This window comes from Parabacteroides distasonis ATCC 8503 (genome assembly GCF_000012845.1).
In the GTDB taxonomy this organism is placed as follows: Bacteria; Bacteroidota; Bacteroidia; order Bacteroidales; family Tannerellaceae; genus Parabacteroides; species Parabacteroides distasonis.
In genome coordinates, this window is record NC_009615.1 from 3,860,743 (window position 1) to 3,887,593 (window position 26,851).

The window sequence follows — 26,851 nt, forward strand, 5'->3', positions numbered from 1 at the left end:
CTTTTTGGGGAATAATTTTTACATCTCGTAAGATGATCGGTAGATGGAACAGGTGTTTTTAATAATCCGGATCATTTATGATATATTGATAGAGCTCGGATTGCCCCGCTTTATTTAGGATCTTGTGCTTCTCCAACTGGAACTTCAACTGATCCAAACCAAGGGTACCGAAGCCCGGCATATCCAATAATGAGTCGAGGCCTTTTTTCTTCGCGTAGCGTAACAGATCTTCTATGGTTTCTATTTCCAGCTTCGCGAGGCACTTGCGGATATAGGGAGACAAGGTGAGGTTAGTGATGGGTTGGCATATCCGTTTGGCGGCACTTTGGGGTATGGAGACGAGTGATCGGGGAGATTCGATATACAAACCGCTTTCAAGTGCCTTTTTGTACAGGCTTTTCAACTCGTATTCCATATTCCTGTTCTCGAGCCGTAAACGCTCTATCTCCAGATCCTGATACTTGATTGTTTTCTTATATTCAGCCAGAAATCCGGTGCTCTCTTGTAATCGGAGTACTATGTTTTTATACCGGTAGCACAATCTGTCGTAGGATATATCGCAACGTTTGGCTACATCCTGCATTTTGGTGCCCGAGGTTATTTCCGTGAATATGTATCGATCTTGTTTGTCGTGTATGAATGTAGCTAGTTCGGCGGTAATTTGTTTAAGGAGGGGAGAGATGTTTTTAAGGGATCGAAGGCAGAACAGGAAATCATCGTGTTGGGCGATGATCTCGTCGGCCTCTTCTTTCTTGTCTTCGATGATCAGTTGCAGGTATAGTTTCTGTATTCCCAGATGCTCGATATGGGAGATGAATTCACGCAGGTTGGCCAGATCCACGAGGCGACTGTCTCTCGTCACGGAGTAAGAGGTTATTTTATGGCTTTTGGCCCAATATTGGATATCTTCGCTGGGGAAACCCGTGATACGGGCGGCCTCTTCTATGGTAATAAGTTCAGGCATATTGAAATAAGGTTATATTACGAGTAATAGGTTTTCTGTTTAGTTAAAATACGGAATTTAGCATCGATCGATAAAGGCAAATAGATCACGTATTCCTGTTTCATCTCAATTATGAAATGAGTGGTATTATAGCATACTCCCTTTATATCACTGTATTTACGTATAATACTATGAACGTGGAATTCCTTCTCATTACAATAAAATTCTAATTCAGGGAAATACTTGCTAAAACAAGTATCGTAAAAAATAAAAAGATTCTGAATCTCTTCAAGGCTACAAACGTCCATACGCCAATTGTTTTATAGTTAATAATAGATTAAAAGGTCAAGACAATTTATAAAGGATGTCCTTCGTGAGGGCGGGCGTTATATGGCTTTATGTAGAGTTGTGGTCCTTTCCTTATTAAAGGAAAGGGCGATTGGCTGAACTTTTAATTGATCGAAGGTTCGGCAAAGACCCGACGAAGAATAAAAGTCAGCCGCACGCTCCCTTTATTTGTATACACTCATAGTTCCTAAAGTAACGTCAGTTTCCACTATAAGTAACGCCAGTTTCATCCGGTTGAAACTACAGTTTCCTAAGCGAGAAATAGAAGGAAGCTGCAATAGGTTTATAGACAGTACTTTATATTATCTTCCCATCATCTTTCATTAACTCCCATATACCTTGTTCAAGAATCTCTTGCAGGGAATGGTCTTGAAGTATCTCTTGATAGATGGAATATTTGTCTGCGCAAAAAATAAATCGCTGAATTCATGTGTCTTAAATTATTTCACATCTTTTGCCTGTCTTTCCTCTTTCTGTGGCCTGTGGGTCGTTTATAAGAAATCTTCTCAAATATTATTCGTACCTTTGCTACCGTAATATTAAAATATATAACCTTGAAAAAGAAGGATTTTGAAATAATGGCGCCTGTCGGTTCCTATGAATCGTTGATGGCGGCTATACAAGGAGGGGCCGACTCCATTTATTTCGGTATCGAAGGATTGAATATGCGTTCTCGCTCGTCGAATAATTTCACGACGGAGGATTTGCGTAAGATCGTCGCTATTTGCGGCGAACATGGTATCAAGAGTTATCTCACGGTTAATACGGTTATTTATGGTGAGGATCTTCCGTTGATGAGGGAGATTATAGATGCCGCTAAGGATGCGGGTGTCTCCGCCATTATCGCCGCCGATGTAGCCGCTATGAGTTACGCAAATAGCATCGGGCAAGAGGTGCACTTATCCACGCAATTGAATATCTCGAACGTGGAGGCGTTGAAGTTTTACGCCCGCTTCGCCGATGTGGTCGTATTGGCTCGCGAATTGAACTTAAAGCAGGTGCATGAGATTTATCAGGAGATCGTGAAGCAGCAGATCAAGGGCCCGAAAGGGGAATTGATCCGCATAGAGATGTTCGCTCACGGGGCTTTGTGCATGGCCGTGTCCGGTAAATGCTATTTGAGTTTGCATGAGATGAACGCTTCCGCCAACCGGGGGGCTTGCATGCAAATTTGTCGTCGTGCCTATACGGTGCATGATAAGGATAGCCAGATCGAGCTGGATGTGGAGAATCAGTATATCATGTCGCCGAAGGACTTGAAGACGATTCATTTCATGAATAAGATGATGGATGCCGGCGTACGTGTGTTCAAGCTGGAGGGGCGTGCCCGCGGGCCGGAGTATGTGCGTCTCGTGACCGAATGTTATAAAGAGGCGGTCAAGGCTTATTGCGAAGGTACCTTCGATGAGGAAAAGATAGCGGTTTGGGACGAGCGTCTGCGCAGGGTCTTTAATCGCGGTTTCTGGGATGGCTACTATCTGGGACAACGATTGGGTGAATGGAGCAGTAAATATGGCTCCGGTGCTACCCGTAAGAAAGTGTACGTGGCACGGGGTATCAAATACTTCAGCGGAATCGGTGTCGCCGAGTTTGAGATGGAGTCCGGTTCCTTGAGAGTAGGCGATGAGATCTTGGTAACGGGTCCCACGACCGGAGCCGTTATGCAGACCGTCGATGAGATCCGGGTAGACCTGAAACCGGTGGAGGAGACCGTGAAAGGGGAACGCTTCTCGATAAAGATGTCCGAGAAGATCCGCCCGTCCGATCGTCTTTATAAAATGGAGAAAGTACAAATCGAAAAAGAACTACGATAATGAAGGAATATATTTTTAAACTGACAGACAAGGTTCGCGATTACGAGTGCGATTTGCAAGGCGTGGTGAATAACTCCAATTACCAGCATTATATGGAGCATACCCGGCATGAGTTTCTAGAGTCGTTGGGTGAGAACTTCGGCGCCATGCATGAGAAGGGCATCGATGCTTTTGTGGCCCGTGTGGATATCCAGTTCAAGAACTCCTTGCGGAGCGGCGATCGGTATACTTCTTGCCTGAATGTATATAAGAAAGGGGTGAAACTGGTGTTCGAGCAAGATATTTACCGGGAATCCGATGGGGCGCTGGCTACTAAAGGAGTCGTGGAATCCGTTGTCGTAGAGAATGGCAAATTAACCAGAGGAGAATATTTCGATGAGATGCTAAAGCGAATAGAATCAAAACAAGCATAAATGACAGACAAACAGATTTACCAAATTGGCCTTACTATGATTAATGGGGTGGGAGATATCCTAGCCCGCCATCTTCTGGAAGCGTTGGGGGATGCGGAGGCCGTGTTTACGGAAAAGCGCCAGTCGCTAGAGAAGATACCGGGTATCGGCGATTCGATTATCACCGAGATTAAGCGGGCGGATGTGCTTTTACGGGCAGAGAAAGAATTGGCTTTTGCCCAAAAGAACGGTATCTCTATCTATTTCTTGAAAGATATGAATTATCCGGAACGTCTGCGGGAATGCCCGGACGCTCCGGTTTTATTTTATTTCAAGGGGAACGCGGATTTAAACGCCGCCCATATCATCAGCGTTGTGGGTACTCGTAGGGCCTCCACTTATGGACAGGAAGTGACCGAGCGTTTATTGCGGGATTTGTCCGTGATTTTCCCGGATCTATTGGTCGTTAGCGGACTCGCATATGGCATCGATATTTGCGCTCATCGGAATGCGTTGAAGAACCAATTGCCCACGGTGGGCGTATTGGCGCATGGTTTGGATCGTATCTATCCTCCCGTGCATCGCTCTACGGCGGTCGAGATGTTGGAGCGGGGAGGTTTATTGACCGACTTTCCTAGCGGGACGAATCCGGATCGGCAGAACTTTATCCGGCGAAACCGGATCGTAGCCGGTCTGGCGGATGCCACGATCGTTATTGAATCGGCGGAGAAAGGAGGCTCTTTGATCACGGCGGATATCGCTTTCTCGTATGGCCGGGATGTCTATGCCTTTCCGGGCCGGGTAACGGATATCAACTCTAAAGGATGTAATGGCTTAATCCGGCAGAATAAAGGAGGCTTGATCACTTGCGCTGACGATTTAATCATGGCGATGCGTTGGGATGTCGCTCAAAAGACAGATGCGTTACCGGTCCAAACCCAATTATTATTTCCTGAGAACGAGGAGAGTGAACGGATCTTGTCGTTCTTGGAAATGCGAAAGGAATCTCATATCAATGAATTGTCCGTAGCCTTGAATCTTCCGGTACATCAATTATCTTCTCTGCTCTTTGAGTTGGAATTGGATGGAAAGATAAAATCGATGCCGGGAAGCATCTATAAACGAATGAAACCCCTATAAATAATTAAAGCCTGTCTCACGACAAGCCCTAACCAAACTTTGTTAACCTTAAATCTAATACTATTATGAAAAAACCACAATGCAAAGATAAGCTTGTAAAGCCCCTTTGTCAAGGGTTTTGAGTATAACTTGTGTTAAACAACATGTCTGCCCGGTATAAAAAATGTTTTTGAATTTGAAACTATACAGAATAGGCATAAAATCTTCTAAAATTAACAGTTTGGATGTTGTTTGTAATCCTTGATCTTCACAGTGCTTGTATATATGGAGGAGGTTTATCCATACTAAAAAATCCTTGTAAGCGAACTTACAAGGATTTCTGGATTTGTGCGGCTGAAGGGACTCGAACCCCCACGCCGTGAAGCATCAGATCCTAAGTCTGACGTGGCTACCAATTACACCACAGCCGCATTGGAATCGTGTGCAAAGGTAATGCTTTTTTATAAACTTGCAAATATTTGCGTTGTTTTTTTAGCGAAACCTTATTTCTTCTCGGTCTCGGACAAGAGGTGGGTGATCGCCGCCTCGATAATCGTATCTTTACCTTTCTCGATATCTTCTTGGGTCATAGAAACCTTATATGTAGGATCGATACCGAATTCCGTATGCTGTTTGTTTACATCTAGCATGGGAGACGCGGAGAAACGGACACCCCAGCCGTTGGGCAACTCGGAGTTAAAGGGGAAGCCACTACCGCCTCCGGTGCGATCTCCCATCGTCGTTACATAAGGCATCATGCGTACTTTCTGCACGAAATCGTTGGCGGCGCTGTAGCAATGACGATTCGTTAAGACCACAACAGGGCGTAACCAGCGGATACGCTCGGAAGGTGAGAGATAAAGGGGATAAGGTTCGGAAAAGTCATCGTGCCCTTTACCCGTCTTATGTTGGATATAGCCGGTCAGTATCTTTTCCTCCAAGAAACGGGAAGCGATGCGATCGGCGTTTGATAACATGCCACCGCCATTATCCCGGATATCGAAGATCAAACCTTTGCAATCCTTGAATTGATAGAATATGTGATCCAAACCGCTTTCGCCGGCCGAACTGGAAAAGCTACCGTAGTAAATATACCCGATCTGCCCGTCACTCAATGTCGTGTATTTAAGTCCTCCGGCGATCGAGTAGTTCCTTCCGAGATAATTCTCTTGTATGTCCGAGTCGAAATTATCCGGATAATCGAGATACCAATCCCAATAGCGGGACATATTGAAGGTGGATATCAAATTGGTATGCCCGTCTTTCAGCTCGTTTAGCATATCGCCTAATACGTCAAATAGGACGTATTGGTTCATCGTATCGCTTATCTGCGTCTTATAACGGTCGTGAACCTCGTTCCAATCAATGTCCTTGTATTCGAAGAAGCAGTAATTCTCATCCAATATTTTCCAAAGCGCCTCAAAGTTCTCCTGTGGGGAGGCCACGTATTCGTCCGATTTCTCACATCCGGTAAACAGGAATCCGAGAGATATACATATATATATAAGGTATCGTTTCATTTGATTTCCTTTTAATAATAAGCGCTTCTGAACCGCTGGGTATTCTTTAGGCGTTTTCCTCCGAAAGAGATAAATTCTTTCACGAGGCCGATCATAAAAGAGTGAGAGATTATATGAGACTGTATCCCATTGACATCTGTACGGTAAGAGCTGTTTAGGTAACCTGCCCGTATCGTAAAATTACAAACCGGGAAATCTACCGTGAAAAAGTTCTTCATGGCGAATTTATTATGGAAGGAATTGAATTGCACCACTCCCGAGGCATTCCCTAGGTTGAAGATCTCGTAATACGATTGCCCGTAATGGGGGGAGAATAAAACACCGGCGAAGGGGATCGTGAACTGGTAGCGTAGCGTCATGGGATATTCCTTGATGCGTAACTTATAGATCGCCATGGCGGAGATGTTCAAATCGATATCCGCTTTCGCCGAGGCCGGGTTATTTCCGTTGCGGGTATTGTATATAAAACCACCCATGCCATGCACGGCACCACCCGCCAGAAGCTTTAAATCCGGCAATACCGTGGGCAAATGATAATAGTAACCCAACGTATAATCGATAAAGCCCGCGAAATCCGTAGCGGTAGAGGCAGCATTATCCGTGCTAGCCAGATCGACGCTTATGATTTGCTGTCTGGATACCCGATAGTTTGCCAGTCGGACCCTCTTCATCCGTTCATTCATTACCCGTAATCCGGGGCCTGTATATTTCTTATCTTCCATGCTGGGAGATAAATAGGTGTCCATTAGATTGTAGCTTCCTATACCGACCATGGTCCCGCTGTTGATAGACCAAGGGATCTCGTCTCCATCGGACTGGGCCTTGGCCGGTGACGCGAGAAACAGCAGGAACAAACCAATCAAACAGGTGATAGCTTTCATAGGTTATTCGTCAAACAATTTCATCTGTCCCGTAATTTCATCGATAATATCCGTGGTACTCTGCCCGTCGTCAGTGTCGTTTTCCTCCTCATTGCCTTCGGTATCGTCTGATTCCGATGCGTTTTCGGAAGGGACGAAGCGATTCGGTTCCAGCTCATTGATTGTCTCGACCTCAAATGTAGAGATTCGTTTACCTTTGGCTTTGAAGCCTTTCACCGCGATAAATTCGTCGGCATCGAGGACGAGAGCCTCCCGGAAGGCGTCATGGCCTCCGAAGATCACCTCGATACGAGGATAGACCTCATCCGTAAGCAACATCAAGCGGTTCTTCGGATTCTCTCCTAGGAAATTCTGCTTCCGGGTGTTTACCTCCAGCAGGAATCGTTTGATATAATAATATTTCTGATCCGCGTCGTATAATACGGCAGTCCATATCTTGCTCGGCTGGTATTTCTCGATGACCATGATATTGGACTCGTAGTGATTGCTAAGGTCAAAATTCGTGACGTAGAAATCGCCGTTCGGCAGGATCACCAATATCTGATCGTTGCTATGGAACTCGCCTAGCTCTTCTCCCCGTCCATCGTAATTTAACCGGAGTACGTCCCAGTCGAACCATACTTCCCGGCCTCCCAAGGTGGAAGAGCCTTTCTGCTTGAGGCTGATCTTGTGCACTTCCGCTTTCGTCAGGATATTACCTTGAGAACCCCGTCCCTTAATGGCTATCTCGCTGAAGTTCTTTTCGAAGACGAGTAGTTTCTGCCGGGGTTTGGGTTTCAGGATTACCTTGACGGTCTCCGCCTCTCCGTTCGGGTTTGCGCTGAAGTAAAGGACACGGGAGTTTTCCGTACCTTTGGTCAGGTCGTATTCCCGATCGCGTGTAGCGCCTGTGACGGCGAAGCGTTTGATGTAATTATATCCGAACTTACCGTCCCGGTATATGACGTTGTAAATCGTCCGGTTGTCGTTACGCTTAAATACGTTGACATATAGAATATCCTTACCGATAAAGATCTTATCCGCTACCTTGACGATCTTATAAGTACCGTTGCGATAGAAGATAATGACATCGTCTATATCCGAGCAGTTACATATGAACTCGTCCTTTTTCAGTCCCATGCCGATGAAACCTTCTTGACGGTTGATATACAATTTCTCGTTTGCCTCTACGACCTTGGTCGCCTCGATCGTGTCGAAATTGCGTATCACGGTATGGCGAGGGTAAGCCTTGCCGTATTTCTCTTTCAGCATGGTAAACCAATCGATAGTATAGTCGATGATATGTTCCAGTTTATCGTTGATCTTGGCGATTTGTTCCAAGGTCTGGGCAATGAACTCGTTACTCTTGTCGGAGTTGAACTTTAGGATACGTCCCATTTTGATCTCCATGAGCTTCAGGATATCGTCCCGGGTAACCTCACGGATAAATCGGGGCTTGAACGGCTCTAAACGAAGGTCGATATGGGATATCGCCTCGTCCATGTTCTTGGCGTTCTCGAACTCCGGATCTTTATAGATGCGCTCCTCGATAAATATCTTTTCAAGGGAGGCGAAGAACAGGGCCTCCTCTTGTTCTTGTTTCTGAATCTTGAGTTCTTCCCGTAACAGCTCCAGCGTACGATCCGTAGAGTGGTGGAGCACATCGCTGACCGTAAGGAAATGCGGCTTGTCCTCCTTGATCACGCAACAGTTTGGGGAGATACTGATCTCACAATCCGTAAAGGCGTATAAAGCATCGATGGTCTTGTCTGAAGAGACCCCCGGAGCGAGATGCACCAAGATCTCTACATCCTTGGCGGTATTATCGTCTACCTTCTTGATCTTGATCTTTCCTTTATCGTTCGCTTTTAGGATGGACTCGATCACGGTAGAGGTTGTTTTTCCATACGGGATCTCCGAGATCACCAATGTCTTATTATCGAGCTTGCCGATTTTTGCACGGACTTTCACCGATCCACCCCGTTCTCCATCATTATATTTGGCTATGTCGATAGAGCCTCCTGTCTGGAAATCCGGATATAACGCGAATTCCTCTCCCCGTAGATAGGCGATGGAAGCATCTAATAACTCATTGAAATTATGAGGGAGTATCTTGGAAGACAGGCCTACGGCGATACCTTCCACGCCCTGTGCCAGCAATAAAGGGAATTTTACCGGTAAGGTAACCGGTTCCTTATTACGCCCGTCGTAAGAAAGCTGCCAAAGGGTTGTCTTGGGATTGAATACGGTCTCCAAGGCAAACTTGGAAAGGCGAGCCTCTATATAACGAGGAGCGGCGGCTCCGTCTCCCGTCAGGATATTACCCCAGTTTCCTTGGCAATCGATCAATAGATCCTTTTGTCCCAATTGCACCAAGGCATCTCCGATAGAGGCGTCTCCGTGAGGGTGGAACTGCATCGTATGACCTACGATATTCGCAACCTTGTTATACCGCCCGTCATCCAACCTTCTCATGGAGTGCAGGATACGTCGTTGTACGGGTTTCAGTCCATCGTTGATATGCGGAACGGCCCGTTCCAAGATCACATAAGAAGCGTAGTCTAGGAACCAGTTTTGGTACATCCCAGACAAATGATAGGTCGTGACACGTGTATCCCCTTTCCCCGGGACTTTATAGTCGGAATGGGTATTCGCCTCTTCCTCCGTAGCCTCGTTATCTTGGGTATCACTATTTATATCCTCAATTTCCTCGTTTTCCTTATCCTCGATATAATCGTCTTCTTTATCTTCCGGTCTCATAAAATCCAGTTCTTTCTACACAACGCTATTACGCCAAATTGCTAACAGGGTGTAAATATAGCAAATATTCGGCAGTTTTTATAAGAATGAGGCTTTTACGAGAGTGAGTTTGCGTTAAATAAAGAGATTTCTACTAATAAATATTTAGGTGGTAGGGGTTTTTCAGAATCTTTTGTCTTATCAATAACAATTGATATTTACATATAAAAGAATATGATATGAAGAAGCTGATTTTATTTGTGTTATGCGCTTTGAGTGGCTTGATGGTGAGCGCTCAATCACGCTGGGGGATTACTCCGGAGGGTGGATTTGCTGCGGTTAATCGTGTTGGAATGGGCTCTAGCTGGCGTGCGGGGGTTAAGGTAGGCGTTGGTGTATCTTACCAGTTTGAACCGGGATGGATTGGATTGAAATCCGGTCTATATTATGCGAATAGAGGGTATTCGTTGGGAGATTATCCGAGAACGACGGAGTCTGCTACGTATGTCTTGAAAGAGATGATGACCGGTGGTATCACGCAACATTTTTTGCAATTGCCCGTGATGGCTGATTTCTCATGGAAAGTGTCGAAAGAGGTACGTATGCATTTAGCGGTCGGTATGTATGCCGGTGTATCTGTCAAGAATGATACGAATTGGGGATCTTCGTTTACGATGGGGTATTCGAAGGAGCCGCAGGCGCTTGGTAAATATGTCAAATCTACTGGCCTAGGGTATAGTTATGGTTATGGCCATTCGGGATATGATGAGGCTGAAAACGCCGATCATCCATTTCGAGACGTGAATTCTTTTGATTGGGGATTGACAACTTCTTTTGGTATAGAGGTGAATAACTGGGTGATGAATCTGGGGTATGATCTCTCTCTAGGTGATGAGGGCGGTAACTATAAGATCGATGGCGATAATTTCTCTCTGTATGAGGTAAGAAGTGTCGGTGCCAATTACAATACGATGAGTCTGACGGTTGGGTATAAGTTCAAGCTTTAACGGCAAATCACTCATAGGATACGAATCTGACGAATATTCGGTGTCTTTTGGCGTAAGAAGTTTACTTCAACAGAAACCTAGATCAGACGTATCATAATTTGTCTACGCTTCATTATAAGTATGATGAACAAGGCCGGAAAATAAAGGGGATTACTGAATATCCGGTTATTGGCAAGAGCAAGGTGACAGTCTTTTCTTATAAGAATAATCTTCTGGAACGGAAAGTTGAGTACGACGAACTCGGCCGGAAGCTTACTTATACGGACTATGAGTACGATGAGACAGGGTTGTTGACAAAAGAAACGATTCGTGATCCCGAAACGTCCGAGGTTCTCCGATATAGCGAGTACCGCAATGAGAACGGATTGAACATGGAGATCATGGTTTATACTTCTCTCCCGACAGAGAAGAAACCCATAGAGCTTCGTCGGATCACGAAGTCCTATGATCAGAATGGCAATCTGCATCAATTAGTCTCTGAAGAATTGGCTTCTTCTAGCTCCCAGTCGAGTTTCTCGGAGTCCTATGAGTATATTTGAAGGCGTTCGTGATGACTTTATTCGATATGGAATGTCATCACGAATGTTTTTTCCTTCGTATAGGGTGCCTATTCGTCCAATCCTTGTTCGTTCGGATTTCCGGTCTTCATGAAATACCCTTATACAATAAGACCCCTTCCGTAGTTGTTCTCACTCCTTGTACTTTTCCTTCGGTAATTTGAAAATTCTTTTAGTTCTTATGGTTTTCTATATTTGCCATAAATATAACAAAAAATGCAGAGCGTAGCGTCGGGATTAAAAGCAAAAGACATTTCTCTTAGAGGTAACAAAAGTTTCATACTGAGGAAACTTTAGTTTCCCTATAGAGAAACAAAAGTTTTCCGCTTATTAAACTTTTGTTTTCCTATAATAAAACTTTTGTTTTTTAGGTTAAAAAACTACAAATGGCTAGATGTTAATATTTTATCCGTGTTGAAAGGAGATCGGATAATGCTATATGGTGAGTGTGGAGAAGCGTTGTGTTAGGTGATGGAAAAGTGGTAAATAGCGGTAAATAGTGGTAGATAGAGCTAGATAATTGTAGATGTTTTTTATCTACCACCATTAGTTAATCATCCTAAGACCAGATGAATGCAGGGATAGTTGTAGATGTTGTAGCAAATAGGCTTATAAACTATATGAGAGAATTGAAAGTTAAAGCGATGAGCGAATAACTTTCAATTCTCCATGTTTCAATTAAATGGTATAATATTGTTCCCATCCTTTGCGAGGCGGTACTCCACATAGCATCTTATTCGCCTCCGGATCGTTCGTGATCTGTTTCGTGTCACGGTCGAAGACGAGCTTGCGGTTCAAGCGCTGGCTTAATACGCCGAGACAGAATACCTGACTTAATGGGCCGGCGATAGAGAACGGTGAGCGGGTTTTCTCCTTACCCATACAACTGAGCAGGAAGTTTGCGAAATGGTTAGACGGGCTTTTCGGCACTTCCGGTAAGCGGGATTCCATCTCTTTCGCTTTCTCATCCGGGATGATAGATAAGGTACTTCCATGAGAACCACCCTTGAAGGTTAATTCTTTCGAGTAGATTTCCTTGCCCGGGTTCAACTTCGCCGGTTGTATCTTGCCGCCGGCTACGGTCGGGATATTCGGGTCAAGTTCGGAAACACCGTAACCTTCCGGGACAGAGGGGATATTGTCCAGTCCATCGTACCAAGTGATATCCACGGCCGGCATATTCCCTCTTTCCGGGAATTTAAACAAAAGGGTGGATGACATCGGGAAGAAGAACGGGTTATGGTCTTTCAAATAAAGCGGATTTATTTCTGTAGGCAATCCTAAATCTAGGAATTCATGTGCCGTATCCAAAATGTGCGCTCCCCAGTCTCCTAAGACACCCATTCCAAAGTCGTACCAACAACGCCATTGTCCCAAATGGTAGTCATGGTTGTAATCATGATATTGAGCTACGCCGATCCATGTGTCCCAATCCATCGTCTCGGGAACCGGTTCTCCCATAGGCATATGCCTAATATTCGGGTTCCATCCGTGCCAGCGACGCGGATTATTCATATGGGCGGTAATGGCGGTAACATCCTTGATAATACCGGCCTCTTTCCATGCCTTGAATTGGAAATAGTTCGCCTCGGAATGTCCTTGGTTACCCATTTGGGTGACAACGCCGTATTTCTTCGCTCCACGCATCATGATCTCTATTTCTTGGAACGTGCGGGCCATCGGTTTCTCTACATATACATGTTTGCCGTGCGCCATCGCCTCGATCGTGATCGGGAAGTGGGAATGATCCGGCACGCCTACGCTGACGGCATCGATCTTGTCCGCCATCCGGTCGAACATCGTGCGGAAGTCCTGAAAACGGGCCGCTTTCGGGAACATGTTGATAATCTCTTGCGTGTGAGGGGCTCCCATGTCCACGTCGCAGAGAGCTACCACGTTACACAGACCTGTGTTATACAATTCCTTGGCGATCTCGCCCCCTCGTTGTCCGATGCCGATGAACGCTATATTTACCCGGTCATTAGCGCTGATTAGCGGGGAAGTAGGTAGAACACGTCCGTGGGCGGGTGTCCAGAACGACGGGATGGCCGATACTGCCGATAAGGCTAGCGCTCGCTTAAGGAACGAGCGGCGTGAGATTTCTTCTGATTTCATGGTATTATCTTGTTTAAATTATACTGTTTGCGCAAACACTAACGATTTACGTCGTAAATATACAAAACTTTCTATAGTTACGGAAAAAATCATTTACTTTGTAGCCGCATAAAGGAGACCATGTGCTAATGTGTCACTCAGGCGGGTCTCCGATGGACTTATCATTGGCACATTGGCATATTAACAAAATTGGCAAATTATTAGATTATGGCACAAGAAGATGTATTTAAGAAATTAGTTTCACACTGTAAGGAGTATGGTTTCGTATTTCCCTCCTCAGAGATTTATGACGGTTTGGGAGCGGTATACGATTATGGCCAGTATGGTGTTGAGTTAAAGAATAATATAAAGAAATATTGGTGGGATAGCATGACTTTGCTGCATGAGAATGTAGTGGGTATTGATTCCGCTATTTTTATGCACCCTACTATCTGGAAAGCTTCCGGCCATGTTGACGCTTTTAATGATCCGTTGATCGATAACAAGGACTCGAAGAAACGTTACCGTGCGGACGTTTTGATCGAGGACCATTTGGGCAAGATCGAGGAGAAAATAAATAAGGAAGTGGCGAAAGCCGCAAAGAAATTCGGTGACGCTTTCGATGAGGCTAAATTCCGTGAGACGAATCCTCGTGTATTGGAGCATCAAGCGAAATGGAATGAGATTCATGAGCGTTATAGCAAGGCGATGAACGAGTCTAACTTCGAGGATCTTCGCCAATTGATCTTGGATTGCGAGATCGTTTGCCCGATTTCCGGAACTCGTAACTGGACGGAGGTTCGCCAGTTTAACTTGATGTTCTCTACGGATATGGGTTCTACCGCTGATGGAGCGATGAAGGTTTATCTTCGTCCGGAGACGGCCCAAGGTATTTTCGTGAACTTCTTGAATGTGCAGAAGACAGGCCGTATGAAGATCCCGTTCGGTATCGCCCAGATCGGTAAGGCGTTCCGTAATGAGATCGTGGCTCGCCAGTTTATCTTCCGTATGCGTGAGTTCGAGCAAATGGAGATGCAATTCTTCGTTCGTCCGGGTGAGGAGATCGAGTGGTTTAAGAAATGGAAGTCTACTCGTTTGAAATGGCATCAAGCCCTAGGTTTGGGCGATGAGAAGTATCGCTATCACGATCATGAGAAATTGGCTCACTACGCTAACGCGGCTACGGATATCGAGTTCGAGATGCCATTCGGATTTAAGGAAGTGGAGGGTATACATAGCCGTACGAACTTCGACTTGAGTCAGCATGAGAAGTTTTCCGGTAAAAAGATCCAATATTTCGATCCGGAGTTGAACCAGAGTTACACTCCGTATGTAATCGAGACCTCGATCGGTGTAGACCGTGTGTTCTTGAGCATCATGGCGGGTTCTTACTGCGAGGAGACGTTGGCGAATGGCGAGAGCCGTGTGGTATTGAAGTTGCCCGCAGCCTTGGCTCCGATCAAATTGGCCGTATTGCCATTGGTGAAGAAAGATGGCCTGCCCGAGAAAGCTGAGGAGATTATAAATATGTTGCGTTTCGACTTCCGTTGCCAATACGACGAGAAGGATTCTATTGGTAAGCGTTATCGCCGTCAGGATGCGATCGGTACCCCGTATTGTATTACGGTAGACCATGACACCTTGAAGGATAACTGCGTAACGATCCGTTTCCGTGACACGATGGAGCAAGAGCGCGTAAGCATCGATAAGCTTCACGATATTATCACGGAGAAGGTGAGCATGAAGAATTTATTGAAAAAGGTAATAGAGTAAACGAATGAAGAAGTACTGGCATATTGCGTTGATGTTGTTTTGCGTGCTCATGATCACCTCTTGTGGGGATGATGATGAGGCACTAGAGGTGGATGAGGTTTGGAAGGTCCAGAATGAGGAGGCTTTTCAAGCCCAGATGCTGGTTCCGGGTTTCGAGCAATTGAGTTCTCAAAGTAATGCCGGATTTATCCTTTACAAGGTCTTGAAGACAGGAGAGAGTAAGGAGCCGATTTATTATACGAGCAAGGTGGAATGTTATTATAAAGGGACGTTTATTGATGGAACGGTTTTTGATGATAAATCGTTTGAGGCAGGTGCCCCTGCCGAGCTTACTGTTTCTGAGATGGTAGATGGTTTTGCTACAGCGTTACAGAATATGCACCCAGGAGATCGTTGGGAGATTTGGATTCCTCAACAGATGGGATACGGTTCGGCTGGAAGGAGTGCTTCGGGAAGTGTCATAATAAAGCCTTATACGACTTTGATCTTTGATTTGGAAGTTACAAGGATTGTCAAAGAGTAGGTTCTTTCATTAAGAATAATTACGGCCGCCTCTTTTTAGGGGTGGCCGTTTTTTTATAGTTATATGTAAATCTAGGGAAGCAAACCTCTATAAACAATTAAAGCCTGTCTCACGACAAGCCCTAACCAAACTTTGTTAACCTTAAATCTAATACTATTATGAAAAAACCACGATGCAAAGATACGTTCGTCAAGACCATTTGTCAAGTCTTTTGCAACTAATATATGTTAAGTAACATGTCGATGCTTGCTAAAAAGTGTTACACAACATAAAGCTCTATATATTACAATCAAAATCTTCTAATTTTAACGATGATTAGATCCCTTTCATAGGACTGCTAAAGGGAAAGACGTTCTTTGAGTAGCTTATAGCCAGCGCTACTGGCACGAAGATAGGTTCCATCCTTTAATCGTACTTGATAGGTTTCTTTTCCGAATAGTTCTACTCGCAATATCTGTTCCGTATTAACGATATAAGAGCGGTGTATACGAACGAACTCCGGAGAAGGAAGGCTTCGCTCGAAATACTTCATGGTTTGCTCCTTTACGTGCTGACCGGAAGTGGTGAATAAGGTCACATAGTCGCCACATGCTTGCAAATAGAATATCTCTTTTATCGGGATGATATGAATACGTGCCCCGTCTTTTACGGATATACGATCTAGAATCTCCTCCGGAACGGTAGTCGGGGGAGGTGCCGTCTTTTCCTCCATTTGTCTCACGATAGGTTCCGCCTCACTCTTTCTTTCCCGACTGGCATACCATTGGGATAGAATGATCCATGCCATTAGGCCGAACAGGAATCGAAAAGGAATCGTGATCGAGAATTCCTCCCAATCTTCCAATCCGAATATTTGTAGCAAGATCGAGCATCCGGCTATGCAAGCGATTTGTACGAGTACGGCGAAAGCCACTCGTGCTTGCATGATATGTAACGTACATTGTACATACCAAAGATAATATCCCGCTACGGCGAACAATGCGATGGAAAGTAGGCTATCGACCAAAGTGATGCTCAACGGAAGATCGCCATAAAGAGTTAATAATGCGCATTGGATCGCTATGGCTAAAAGTAGTAATAGGCTTCCCAGCCCTTTATGTAATATGGATGTTGTAATAGGATGTTCTTGCATGATGAGTTTAGTCTCTTAGTTCAAGGCCGCTGAACGACAAGTCTCCACATATGTATAGTGTATGCGTCATGTCGGTTGCTTCTGTCAGTTCCCTCATATCTTGGCATCCAGCCAAGAAAGAACCAACCTTTAGACGAACCAGCCATCCTTTAGGAACGTATATTACTACGCCGCTGAAGGAGCTATCTATGTTTATGATGGTTTCATCAGCCTCTAATGTTGTTTTTTTAAGATCAAGAATCACGTTGCCGAAAGATACGTCTATGTCCGCCCCCTTGAATACGGGGTCCAGTACGATGTGCCTTACCGAGTTGAAAGTGGTGTCAACCGATACGAAACCGTTATCTGTCTCGTAGTTGATCTCATCGTTAGGCTTTCTGTGCCCGAAAGGGGGATGGTTAAAGGGACGTTTATGCTTTTTCGTGCGGATAGAATCTTTCCGCTTCAGCATGATGACCAATCCTAACAGGATTAATCCTAACGGCCAATATACACGTAAAAAATCGTTCGTGATCCAATTTAACTGCGGGAAAAGGAAATAGACTCCCACGCCTACGAGGAGCATACCTCCTACCGGATTACGGTGGAAAATCGTAAAGATGCCCGACACGACAAGCAGCATCGGCCAAGATACAAGCAAGTCAAATAAGGATGGATCTATCATTCCTAGATTCCGCAGTAAAAATAATATACCGACAATGATAAATAAGGTAGCGATCAGATACCCGTTTGTCCTCTTCTCTTTAAAATCGATGTCATAATCTTTCATATCCATAAGTTCCATTTTTTTGTTTTTTATCAAATGTACGGGTTCGTCATTCTATACACAAGTAAATACCGCTGATTTCTATACGAGTATCGGTAAATAACCGAATAATCCCGATTAAAAAAGCCTTTAGTTTGTAAGAAACGTGAATTTGACACCAAAACTTGATAAAAAAACTAGTTTGATAAGATTAGTTGATAATTAAGGAATATCTTTGTCTTTACAACTGCAATAGAGGAATGTAGGGAATGATACGAAATATTATAAATTTAAAGGCAATAATACTTTATTTTCGATTGATTTTATGCTTGATAGCCGGTATGCCGACTCCGGCTTATGGGAGTTCTTCATATCCGGTCAAGGAGGAATCGTATGTATTGGTGATAAATTCATATGTGGATGGCGAACGTTGGTCTGGTAATTTATTAAACATGATCTCGAAGTTCGCTACCCCGGAGGAGTACACTCTCCGGATAGATCATATAAGCGTGATGTTGGTTGATACGCCAGAGAAATTAAAAGAGAAACAAGAGGTCTTCTTTGAAGCTAACAAGAAGAAGCCGGATGGAATTATCTACTTAGGCGTAAATGGATGGGCTTTTATGCGGGATAAGATCCGGGAGAAATGGGGGGATATTCCCACTCTGGTCTGTTCGGAGACGGGGGAAATGGCAGAAAATGAATGTTATTTTAATCAGCGGCATTCCTCTGATAGGGTGATTCCTTTACAAGAGGCGGTTAAGGGGTATAACGCTACGGGATTGGTTATCCCTTATTATGTTAAAGGTTCGATCGACTTGGTGAAGGAATTAATCCCGGGTTTGAAACGTCTGATTTTCATATCCGACAGACGTTATGTTTCCACATGGCTCCGGGATGAGATGGAGAAACATATGGAAACTTCTTTCCCTGAGGGGAAAGTGGATTTTTATACGGAGGGTTCTTGCTCCATGGATAGTTTATTGGCGGTTCTGTCGGAGAAAGATCCGCATCGAGCGACAGCCGTGATGTATTACTCGTGGATTACCGAGAAACCTTTCTTGAATCACTCGTTATTATATAGTACTTTATATCAAGGTATAAACGGTATTTCTAGGCATCCTGTTTTTTCTTTATATGATATGGGTGTGGAAGAAGGATATACGATTGGTGGATATTATAATAGCGCTAAAACGATTGAGACTGCTCTAATCCCCTTGCTACAACAAGTTTATAACGGTGAAGATATGGGCAAGATCCCGGTTTCGACGGTAAATGATCCTCATAAATATTTGAATTATGCTTCGTTGATAAGTGCGATATCTAATGAAGATAATTTCCCGCGTGATGCGATCTACTTGAATGCGCCTCCCTCTTTCTTGGAAAAATATTGGATGCAACTGTTAGGCTTTCTGATATTCTTTCTGGTAGTCGTGTTTTTAGCGTGGCATTACGTGTATCGTTCTAAGCAAAAGATGAAGGAAGTAGAGTTGAGGTTATTGTCCCGTTACCGTGATTTATTTAATAATATGCCGTTACCTTATATACGGCAGCGACTGATTCGAGAAGGTACGCAAATCGATGTGCAGGTTTTAGATGTGAACCATGCTTTCGAGGAGAAAATCGCTCCTAAAGATTTTGTGGTAAATAAGCGTGGAAAAGAGATCGCAAATTTGATTGGCGGGAGTTATCCTTTGCTTCTATCGGCAGTGCCTACGGTTTTAGAGAGTGGAAAATCCTTCACTTATGAGTATTATTTTGAGCCGACAGGGCTTTACTATACGATTATCATCATGCCTACCTCGGAAGAGAATGTGGTTGATGCGTTTTTTATTGATATTACGGATATCCATAAATTCCAGACGCATTTGAAAGCCATGAATCATAAGCTGGCTATGGCGTTAGAGGCGGCAGATCTTTTACCGTGGCGATATAATCTGGCTGAAGGGAAGATTATCTATGAGTCGAAAGTACATCCGGGAGATAATATAGAGACTGCAGAGGTGCATACCCATGAGGTTTCGTTGAAGGAATATTTCAGCAAGATACACCCGTCTTTCAGGGCTTGCGTGGAAAAGGCTTTCGATGATTTGTGTAATGGGAAAATAAAGAAAGTACGAAAAGAATATTGTCTGGAGCGGTTGATTCCGGGAGAAGATCGCCATGAGTGGGAGGAGATACAGGTAATGGTCGAATATGATGCTTCCGGTAAACCGAAAGCGTTGATCGGGTCTACGATATCTATTACCGAGCGTAAGCAATTGGAACATGACCTTCGAATGGCTAGGGATAAGGCGGAGGAGTCGAATAAATTGAAATCTGCGTTTTTAGCTAATATGAGCCATGAGATACGTACACCGTTGAATGCGATCGTAGGTTTCTCTAATATCCTCGCCTCGACCGATGACCTTGAGGATAAGAAGGAATTCGCTGATATTATCGAGAATAATAATTCCCTATTGTTGCAGTTGATAAACGATATCTTGGATTTGTCAAAGATTGAGGCGGGTACCTTGGAGTTTACTTATGACTATGTGGATATTAACGCTGTATTGAGGGATTTGGAGCAATCGGCTCATTTGAAGAATAAGAATCCGGATGTACAGATCTCATTTAAGGATTATCTGGAGCCTTGCGTGATTTATACGGATCGAAATCGTCTGTCCCAACTGATGATCAATCTGTTGAACAATGCCATGAAATTTACGCAGGCAGGATTGATCTCATTTGGCTATAAACTGCGGGATGATAATACGTTGTGGTTCTATGTAGAGGATACGGGCTGCGGAATCCCGGAGAATAAACGGAAAGATATTTTCGGACGTTTTGTGAAACTGAACACTTTCGCTCAAGGAACAGGATTGGGTTTAAGTATCTGTGAGATGATTGTTACCCAGATGAAAGGAACGATAGGGGTTGATTCCGTGGAAGGGAAAGGCTCTAGGTTCTGGTTTACATTGCCTTTTCAGCCGAAGAAAGAATTATTTCCTAGTGAAGAGCAGAAGCCTGTTACTTTGGAGAAGATCGCCCGAAGTGAGGTTACGATCTTGATCGCTGAGGACAATTCCAGTAATTATCGCCTGTTTGAGTCTATATTAAAGCCTGAATATAAATTGATTCATGCATGGAATGGAAAGGAGGCTGTGGAGCTATTTCATCAGCACAAACCTCAGTTGATCTTGATGGATATAAAGATGCCGGTCATGGATGGATACGAGGCTACCGCAGAGATTCGTAAGGTTTCTGCTAGCGTGCCTATTATCGCGGTGACGGCTTATGCTTTCGCCCAAGATGAGCAACGGATCATTAATAGTGGATTTGATGCCTATACGGCGAAACCGATTAATGGGAAGATCTTAAAAGACAAGATATCAACTTTATTGACGCATCGGATTATTCTGATGTAATCGAAGGGCTTTGCGGGAAGCAGACCTTATAAAACAATTAAAGCCTGTCTCACGACAAGCCCTAACCAAACTTTGTTAACCTTAAATCTAATACTATTATGAAAAAACCACGATGCAAATATACGGAGTTACTATTATTTGTCAATAGTTTAAGTGCTAAATTGTGTTTTGTAACATGTAATAAAATCTAATAGGAACTTATGCCTCATTGAAATCTTTCGATAGAGTCGCATATATTCTTTATACCTCCCTCTTTTTGGATCATCTCGCCTATATGAGCGGCATTTTTCTTATAAAGCGGATTGGTGACCAGATCACAAACCTTGCGTTCGATCTCCTGCTCGCTCGCTTTCGCTATCTTAAGCCCTTCCGGCCCTAACCCTAATTGGTGGATTCGATAGGACCAATAGGGTTGATCGATAATCAACGGAGTGATTAATTGGGGCTTTCCCGCCCTTCCTACGCTATGGGTCGTGCCGCAACCTCCATGATGGATAACGCCGTCGCAGTGCCGAAATATCAAATTATGCGGAACCGGCTGCTTCATTAAGAATAAATGTTTATCCGCTTGTAAGGTGATTCCTGTCTTTGCCCAACCGGAACCGATGATGAGCCGATAATCATGTTTCTTGCAAATATCGACCAAGGCTTTGCTAAAACGGTTACCATCCTTGGAACTACAACTCCCGAGGGTAAAAAAGATAATAGGGCTTTGAGCGCTGTCGACGAATGATATCATTTCCTCGTAAGCCTTCTCATCATATTGAAAAGTGTCATTGAAGCAATAGCCTCCGATCGACCATTTGAACGTCCAGTCCGGATCTATGTTTCCTAGGTGCTGGCTGAAAAGCAAGTAATTATATGAACGCTCTCCCGCATGATAACCAAAATTACGAATCGGAGCGAGTCCGTATTTAGCCCGGTTCTTGTTGATCGTGTCTTTGACCATGAAATTGGTCATCCGGTTCATCAACTTCCATAGGATGGCGGGGGTGATGATCGGGTTGGGTTTGGGAAATGGCAATACGGCCGGGGGAATCTTCTTACCCGGCAAGAACGGGGCGTAGGCGGTACGTATCAAGGGCTTCTTGCAATACTCGGCGATACTTGCGACAGCAAATTCCGAGTTGGTCGATACTAAAATATCATGCTCTTTTAGTAGGGGAATCAATTGATCGAACTGTTTATCGATCACGTTCCTCATCCATTTAAGGAATGGCCGGAATTTATGTGAGTTTTGCGCTGCGCTATCGATCATGCCGCCGATATCGTCAAACTGCTGCAATACGTATTTAAATCCGTAGGGTTTAACGGTCTCCTCGAATATTTGAGGGAGATTGATGGTCACCTCATGGCCACGTCTTTCCAATTCGGCCGCTATGGCCAAATAAGGAAGGACGTCGCCTTGTGAGCCTCTGGTTACTAATAGTATTTTCATGCTACGTTTATTTATGGGCTATGAGGGTCTTGTTTACCGGATATTCAGTTGACGCAAACGCTCAATGTCCAGATGGTATTTGGCTTCCATCGTTTGTAGTTTCTGCTCATTGATGGCTAAGGGATGATTCAATCGTTTCGTTTCCCGGTATCCTTTATATACGGAGCGAATCATCTTACGTGGATTGAAAATGACGGATGAGGTGATCCAGCAGCCGTGCGTACACCAACAGTTGGCTTTATACCCATGTCCGATAGCGGCTATTTCCTGTTTCATCGCTTCGCTATTCATCACTTTACTTATATCGCAACCATACTCTTTTATATTTCCGAGCGGTTCCCGTAGCTCGCAGGCACGAAAACGTCCGTCGTAGTCGATTACCAAGGTAGTCTCTCCGGCCGTACAATCCATCCCCCAAGGGGTCGGGTGATCTATGTTGCTGGCACGCACATTATATAAGGTACGTATAAGGCCGAGATAGAAGAAGCGTGTGATCGGTTTCCTTAAGCCGGTGGTATCCGCTACCATCCGATCCGCATAAGCTGAATAGATAGGGGATATGTCATCTTGTATTTTGCGTAGCGTTGACTCGGTTAGGATTTTCACGCCATCGTCACGGGTCATGCCTCTGGCAGCCTCAATTGTATGCGTGGAGGTGCGGAAACGTCCGTATACCCAAGTCATGAAGTCTTCTATCTGGTCTATATTGTATTTCGTGATAACGGTTGCTATATTTTTTAAGACTTTGCCGTCATCTCCGAAATTCTCCTGTATCTTACGCAGGGTTTCCAAGGCCTTATAGAAGTTGCCCGGTACGCCTCTCTGTGTATCGTGGGTCGCACCGAAACCATCCAAGGAAAGGCTTACGTTAATATTACAATCCGGGCAGTTCTGGCGGAACCGTTTTACCCATTCGACGATCCGGTCTGGTTTTAAGCCGTTCGTAGGGATGTTCACATCTTTGATATGGTTGTTTTTGTAGAATAACTCCAATATTTCCGGTAGATCCTCACGCAAGGTAGGCTCACCCCCGGATATCCATAATCGATTGAATTGCCCGGCGGTTTCTGATATCTTCTTGATTTCATCGAAAGTGAGGTCGGGTTGCTTCTTATCCATTTCTTGGGCATAGAAACACATTGCGCATTTGGCGTTGCATCGGCCTGTTACGAAAAGGAAGATCGACTCGAGTTTTCTTTCCGTGCTCATTGCCCTGAAAGAACTGGTGGTTCGTTTTTTGTCCATTTTATTTTTGTTTTACCATTTGTCTTATCTGGCGCATGATTTTTTCCTTGTGTTTGATCAACACCCGGAGAAAATAACATAAGAAGCCAAATAAAATACTTATTAGCATATACTATATGATCTTTAAAGGCAAAGATCGACGATAAAATGACGCTAAACAATCTCTATTTGCAGTATTTTATGGTCCATGTTTAAAAGGTAGGTCTATAAACAATTAAAGCCTGTCTCACGACAAGCCCTAACCAAACTTTGTTAACCTTAAATCTAATACTATTATGAAAAAACCACGATGCAAATATACGGACTTTTCAATTCCTGTCAAGGGTTATAATGCTAAATTATGTTTTACGACATATAACAAAAACAAAAAGGCGCCTTTCTTTTAGAGAAAGACGCCTTTTCCATGATATACTAATCAAATATTAGTCTTGTAATTTAGCGCAAATGAACTCGCGGTTCAAACGAGCGATGTTGCTAACGGAGATATTCTTCGGACATTCCATCTCGCAAGCACGTGTGTTCGTACAGTTACCGAAGCCAAGCTCATCCATTTTAGCGACCATAGCTTTGGCACGGCGAGCAGCCTCGACTTTACCTTGAGGCAACAAAGCCAGCTGGCTAACCTTAGCGGATACGAATAACATAGCGGAACCATTCTTACAAGCGGCAGCACAAGCGCCACAACCGATACAAGCGGCAGCGTCCATGGCTAAGTCTGCGTCCTTCTTTGGGATAGGTATCGCATTAGCGTCGGGTACACCACCTGTGTTGACAGATGTGAAACCACCCGCTTGGATGATTTTGTCGTAAGCGTAGCGGTCTACCATCAAGTCGCGGATAACAGGGAAACCTGCGGAACGCCACGGTTCGATCGTGATCGTCTCTCCATCGTGGAAACGACGCATATATAACTGGCAAGTCGTAGCTCCAGTTGCCGGTCCGTGCGGGTGTCCGTTTACATACAATGAACACATGCCACAGATACCCTCGCGGCAGTCGTGATCGAATACGATCGGTTCCTTACCCTCGTTGACCAACTGCTCGTTCAAGATATCCAACATTTCCAAGAAAGAGACACTCTGATTGATCTTCTCAATTTTGTATGTCTCGAACTGTCCTTTCTCCTTCGGACCTCTCTGACGCCAAACCTTAAGTGTTACACTTATATCTTTATCCATGATTCTAATTTTTTCTGAGATTGATGATTATTACTTCTTGTAGTTACGTGTTTGAGGAACAACGAACTCATAGTTCAAATCCTCTTTCAACATGACAGGATCTTTGTCCTCGCCTTGGTACTCCCAGCAAGATACGTACATGAACTTATCGTCATGACGCAAGGCCTCACCTTCTTCTGTCTGGTGCTCCGTACGGAAGTGACCACCACAAGACTCAGCGCGGTCCAAAGCATCGTGTGCCATCAATGTACCGATCTCGATAAAGTCGGCTACACGTAATGCTTTCTCTAACTCGGTATTCAAGTTGTCTGCGTTGCCTGGGATGAATACGTTGCTCCAGAACTCTTTCTTCAAGTCTTTCAGCATCTGGATAGCTTCTTGCAAACCTTTTGCGTCGCGTGCCATACCGATATGTTCCCACATGATATGACCTAGTTTGCGGTGGATAGTGTCTACGGTTTCTTTACCCTTGACGTTCATCAATTTTTGGATACGATCCTTGATGGCCTTTTCTGCCTCGACGAACTCCGGCAGATCCGTGCTGAAGCGAGGAACTTGGATTTGGTCGGACAAATAGTTCTGGATCGTGTATGGTAATACGAAATAACCATCGGCCAATCCCTGCATCAAAGCGGAAGCACCTAAACGGTTCGCTCCGTGATCGGAGAAGTTTGCCTCACCGATAGCGAACAGACCCGGAATGGAGGTCATCAACTCATAGTCAACCCACAATCCACCCATTGAGTAGTGCAATGCCGGGTAGATCATCATCGGAGTCTCGTATGGATTATCGTTCGTGATCTCTTCGTACATATCGAACAAGTTACCGTATTTCTGCTTAACGACCTCTTTACCCAAGCGATTGATCGCGTCGGAGAAATCCAAGAATACGGCCAAGCCCGTGCTGTTCACGCCGAAACCTGCGTCGCAACGCTCTTTAGCGGCACGAGAAGCCACGTCGCGAGGAACCAAGTTTCCGAATGCCGGATAACGACGCTCCAAATAATAATCACGGTCTGCCTCGGGAATATCTTTACCTTTCTTCGTTCCGGCCTGTAGAGCTTTAGCGTCTTCCAGTTTCTTCGGAACCCAGATACGGCCGTCGTTACGCAAGGATTCGGACATCAAAGTCAATTTAGATTGGAAGTCACCTTTCACCGGTACGCAAGTCGGGTGGATCTGAACCATACAAGGATTAGCGAAGTAAGCGCCTTTCTTGTAGCATTGCCATGCGGCGGAACCGTTAGATGCCATAGCGTTGGTTGACAAGAAGAACGTATTAACGTAACCACCCGTAGCTACAACTACAGCGTGAGCGGCGTAACGCTCGATCTTACCTGTAATCAAGTTGCGGGCGATGATACCACGAGCACGACCGTCTACCTTAACTACATCCAACATCTCATGACGAGTGTACATCTTAACCTTACCCAAACCGATCTGACGGCTCAACGCTGAATAAGCGCCTAACAAAAGCTGCTGACCCGTCTGGCCACGGGCGTAGAACGTACGCGATACCTGAGCGCCACCGAATGAACGGTTATCCAACAAACCACCATATTCGCGAGCGAAAGGAACGCCTTGAGCCACGCACTGGTCGATGATTGAGTTAGAAACCTCAGCCAAACGATAAACGTTAGCCTCACGAGCACGGTAGTCACCACCTTTGATCGTATCGTAGAACAAACGGTAAACAGAGTCACCATCATTCTGGTAGTTCTTAGCGGCGTTGATACCACCTTGAGCGGCGATAGAGTGCGCACGGCGGGGAGAATCTTGGATACAGAAGTTCAATACGTTGAATCCCATCTCTGCCAAAGATGCGGCAGCGGAAGCTCCGGCCAAACCTGTACCGACTACGATAACATCCAAACGACGCTTGTTAGCGGGGTTCACCAATTTCTGGTGATTTTTATAATTAGTCCACTTCTCAGCCAACGGGCCTTGAGGTATTTTAGAATTTATTTCAGACATAATGATTTAATTTCAAAAGTTCTTAATTATAAAACCTGTAGCT

Annotated in this window: 19 protein-coding genes and 1 tRNA gene; 8 read left to right on the plus strand and 12 right to left on the minus strand. The window is 44.6% G+C overall.

The window, feature by feature from the left end; translation table 11 throughout:
- Nucleotides 1-58: 58 nt before the first annotated feature.
- Nucleotides 59-964 carry a DNA-directed RNA polymerase subunit alpha C-terminal domain-containing protein gene (locus tag BDI_RS15925; protein ID WP_011967191.1) on the minus strand — a complete coding sequence of 302 codons (906 nt, stop codon included), beginning with the start codon at nucleotides 962-964 and terminating at the stop codon, nucleotides 59-61.
- Between the two features lie 881 nt (nucleotides 965-1,845).
- Between BDI_RS15925 and BDI_RS15935 the strand changes: the two genes are divergently transcribed.
- Genes BDI_RS15935 through dprA form a run of 3 tightly spaced genes read left to right on the plus strand, consistent with a single transcriptional unit; the run spans nucleotide 1,846 to nucleotide 4,637 of the window.
- Nucleotides 1,846-3,105 (plus strand): peptidase U32 family protein, encoded by a 1,260-nt coding sequence (locus BDI_RS15935; protein ID WP_011967193.1) that lies wholly within the window; start codon nucleotides 1,846-1,848, stop codon nucleotides 3,103-3,105.
- Nucleotides 3,105-3,518, plus strand: a complete 414-nt coding sequence (locus BDI_RS15940) for an acyl-CoA thioesterase (RefSeq protein WP_005860009.1) — start codon at nucleotides 3,105-3,107, stop codon at nucleotides 3,516-3,518. Before BDI_RS15935 ends, BDI_RS15940 begins: the two co-directional genes overlap by 1 nt.
- Nucleotides 3,519-4,637: a DNA-processing protein DprA gene (gene dprA, locus BDI_RS15945; protein WP_011967194.1), complete on the plus strand. Its 1,119-nt coding sequence runs from the start codon at nucleotides 3,519-3,521 to the stop codon at nucleotides 4,635-4,637.
- Nucleotides 4,638-4,965: 328 nt separating this feature from the next.
- Here the strand turns inward: dprA and BDI_RS15950 are convergent.
- From BDI_RS15950 to BDI_RS15965, 4 genes are all read right to left on the minus strand, one after another.
- A tRNA-Leu gene (locus BDI_RS15950) sits at nucleotides 4,966-5,047 on the minus strand.
- 72 nt (nucleotides 5,048-5,119) lie between these two features.
- Complete coding sequence (locus tag BDI_RS15955; protein ID WP_005860005.1) at nucleotides 5,120-6,136, minus strand: S41 family peptidase; 1,017 nt, start codon at nucleotides 6,134-6,136, stop codon at nucleotides 5,120-5,122.
- An 11-nt stretch (nucleotides 6,137-6,147) separates the two neighbouring features.
- Nucleotides 6,148-7,017 (minus strand): DUF3316 domain-containing protein, encoded by an 870-nt coding sequence (locus BDI_RS15960; RefSeq protein ID WP_011967195.1) that lies wholly within the window; start codon nucleotides 7,015-7,017, stop codon nucleotides 6,148-6,150.
- Between the two features lie 3 nt (nucleotides 7,018-7,020).
- The gene (locus BDI_RS15965; protein WP_011967196.1) at nucleotides 7,021-9,756 is read right to left on the minus strand and encodes a DNA gyrase/topoisomerase IV subunit A; all 2,736 of its coding nucleotides are present in this window, start codon (nucleotides 9,754-9,756) and stop codon (nucleotides 7,021-7,023) included.
- Nucleotides 9,757-9,974: 218 nt separating this feature from the next.
- Between BDI_RS15965 and BDI_RS15970 the strand changes: the two genes are divergently transcribed.
- The gene (locus tag BDI_RS15970) at nucleotides 9,975-10,742 is read left to right on the plus strand and encodes a porin family protein (RefSeq protein WP_005859999.1); all 768 of its coding nucleotides are present in this window, start codon (nucleotides 9,975-9,977) and stop codon (nucleotides 10,740-10,742) included.
- Nucleotides 10,743-10,840: 98 nt separating this feature from the next.
- Complete coding sequence (locus BDI_RS15975; protein WP_005859997.1) at nucleotides 10,841-11,281, plus strand: hypothetical protein; 441 nt, start codon at nucleotides 10,841-10,843, stop codon at nucleotides 11,279-11,281.
- Between the two features lie 696 nt (nucleotides 11,282-11,977).
- On the opposite strand, the gene BDI_RS15980 is transcribed toward BDI_RS15975, so the two are convergent.
- Complete coding sequence (locus tag BDI_RS15980; protein ID WP_005863413.1) at nucleotides 11,978-13,414, minus strand: Gfo/Idh/MocA family oxidoreductase; 1,437 nt, start codon at nucleotides 13,412-13,414, stop codon at nucleotides 11,978-11,980.
- Between the two features lie 207 nt (nucleotides 13,415-13,621).
- Here BDI_RS15980 and BDI_RS15985 point away from each other — a divergent pair, with 207 nt between their 5' ends.
- Both BDI_RS15985 and BDI_RS15990 read left to right on the plus strand, forming a co-directional pair.
- On the plus strand, nucleotides 13,622-15,166 hold the full coding sequence (locus tag BDI_RS15985; protein WP_011967197.1) for a glycine--tRNA ligase: 1,545 nt from the start codon (nucleotides 13,622-13,624) through the stop codon (nucleotides 15,164-15,166).
- A 4-nt stretch (nucleotides 15,167-15,170) separates the two neighbouring features.
- Nucleotides 15,171-15,689 carry an FKBP-type peptidyl-prolyl cis-trans isomerase gene (locus BDI_RS15990; protein ID WP_005859990.1) on the plus strand — a complete coding sequence of 173 codons (519 nt, stop codon included), beginning with the start codon at nucleotides 15,171-15,173 and terminating at the stop codon, nucleotides 15,687-15,689.
- Between the two features lie 337 nt (nucleotides 15,690-16,026).
- Here BDI_RS15990 and BDI_RS15995 read toward each other — a convergent pair whose 3' ends face one another.
- Nucleotides 16,027-16,821 carry a LytR/AlgR family response regulator transcription factor gene (locus tag BDI_RS15995; RefSeq protein ID WP_009016614.1) on the minus strand — a complete coding sequence of 265 codons (795 nt, stop codon included), beginning with the start codon at nucleotides 16,819-16,821 and terminating at the stop codon, nucleotides 16,027-16,029.
- Nucleotides 16,822-16,828: 7 nt separating this feature from the next.
- Entirely contained in the window at nucleotides 16,829-17,596 is a 768-nt protein-coding gene (locus tag BDI_RS16000; RefSeq protein WP_011967198.1) for a LiaF transmembrane domain-containing protein, read from the minus strand.
- Nucleotides 17,597-17,835: 239 nt separating this feature from the next.
- Here BDI_RS16000 and BDI_RS16005 point away from each other — a divergent pair, with 239 nt between their 5' ends.
- A complete protein-coding gene (locus tag BDI_RS16005; protein ID WP_011967199.1) occupies nucleotides 17,836-20,973 on the plus strand; it encodes an ATP-binding protein in 3,138 nt (1,045 codons plus the stop codon).
- 205 nt (nucleotides 20,974-21,178) lie between these two features.
- Here BDI_RS16005 and BDI_RS16010 read toward each other — a convergent pair whose 3' ends face one another.
- From BDI_RS16010 to BDI_RS16025, 4 genes are all read right to left on the minus strand, one after another.
- Entirely contained in the window at nucleotides 21,179-22,411 is a 1,233-nt protein-coding gene (locus tag BDI_RS16010) for a glycosyltransferase (RefSeq protein ID WP_009016612.1), read from the minus strand.
- 33 nt (nucleotides 22,412-22,444) lie between these two features.
- Nucleotides 22,445-23,656 carry a radical SAM protein gene (locus tag BDI_RS16015; RefSeq protein WP_011967200.1) on the minus strand — a complete coding sequence of 404 codons (1,212 nt, stop codon included), beginning with the start codon at nucleotides 23,654-23,656 and terminating at the stop codon, nucleotides 22,445-22,447.
- Nucleotides 23,657-24,078: 422 nt separating this feature from the next.
- Nucleotides 24,079-24,834: a succinate dehydrogenase/fumarate reductase iron-sulfur subunit gene (locus BDI_RS16020; protein WP_005859980.1), complete on the minus strand. Its 756-nt coding sequence runs from the start codon at nucleotides 24,832-24,834 to the stop codon at nucleotides 24,079-24,081.
- Between the two features lie 30 nt (nucleotides 24,835-24,864).
- Nucleotides 24,865-26,808, minus strand: a complete 1,944-nt coding sequence (locus tag BDI_RS16025; RefSeq protein ID WP_005859978.1) for a fumarate reductase/succinate dehydrogenase flavoprotein subunit — start codon at nucleotides 26,806-26,808, stop codon at nucleotides 24,865-24,867.
- Nucleotides 26,809-26,851 lie beyond the last annotated feature (43 nt).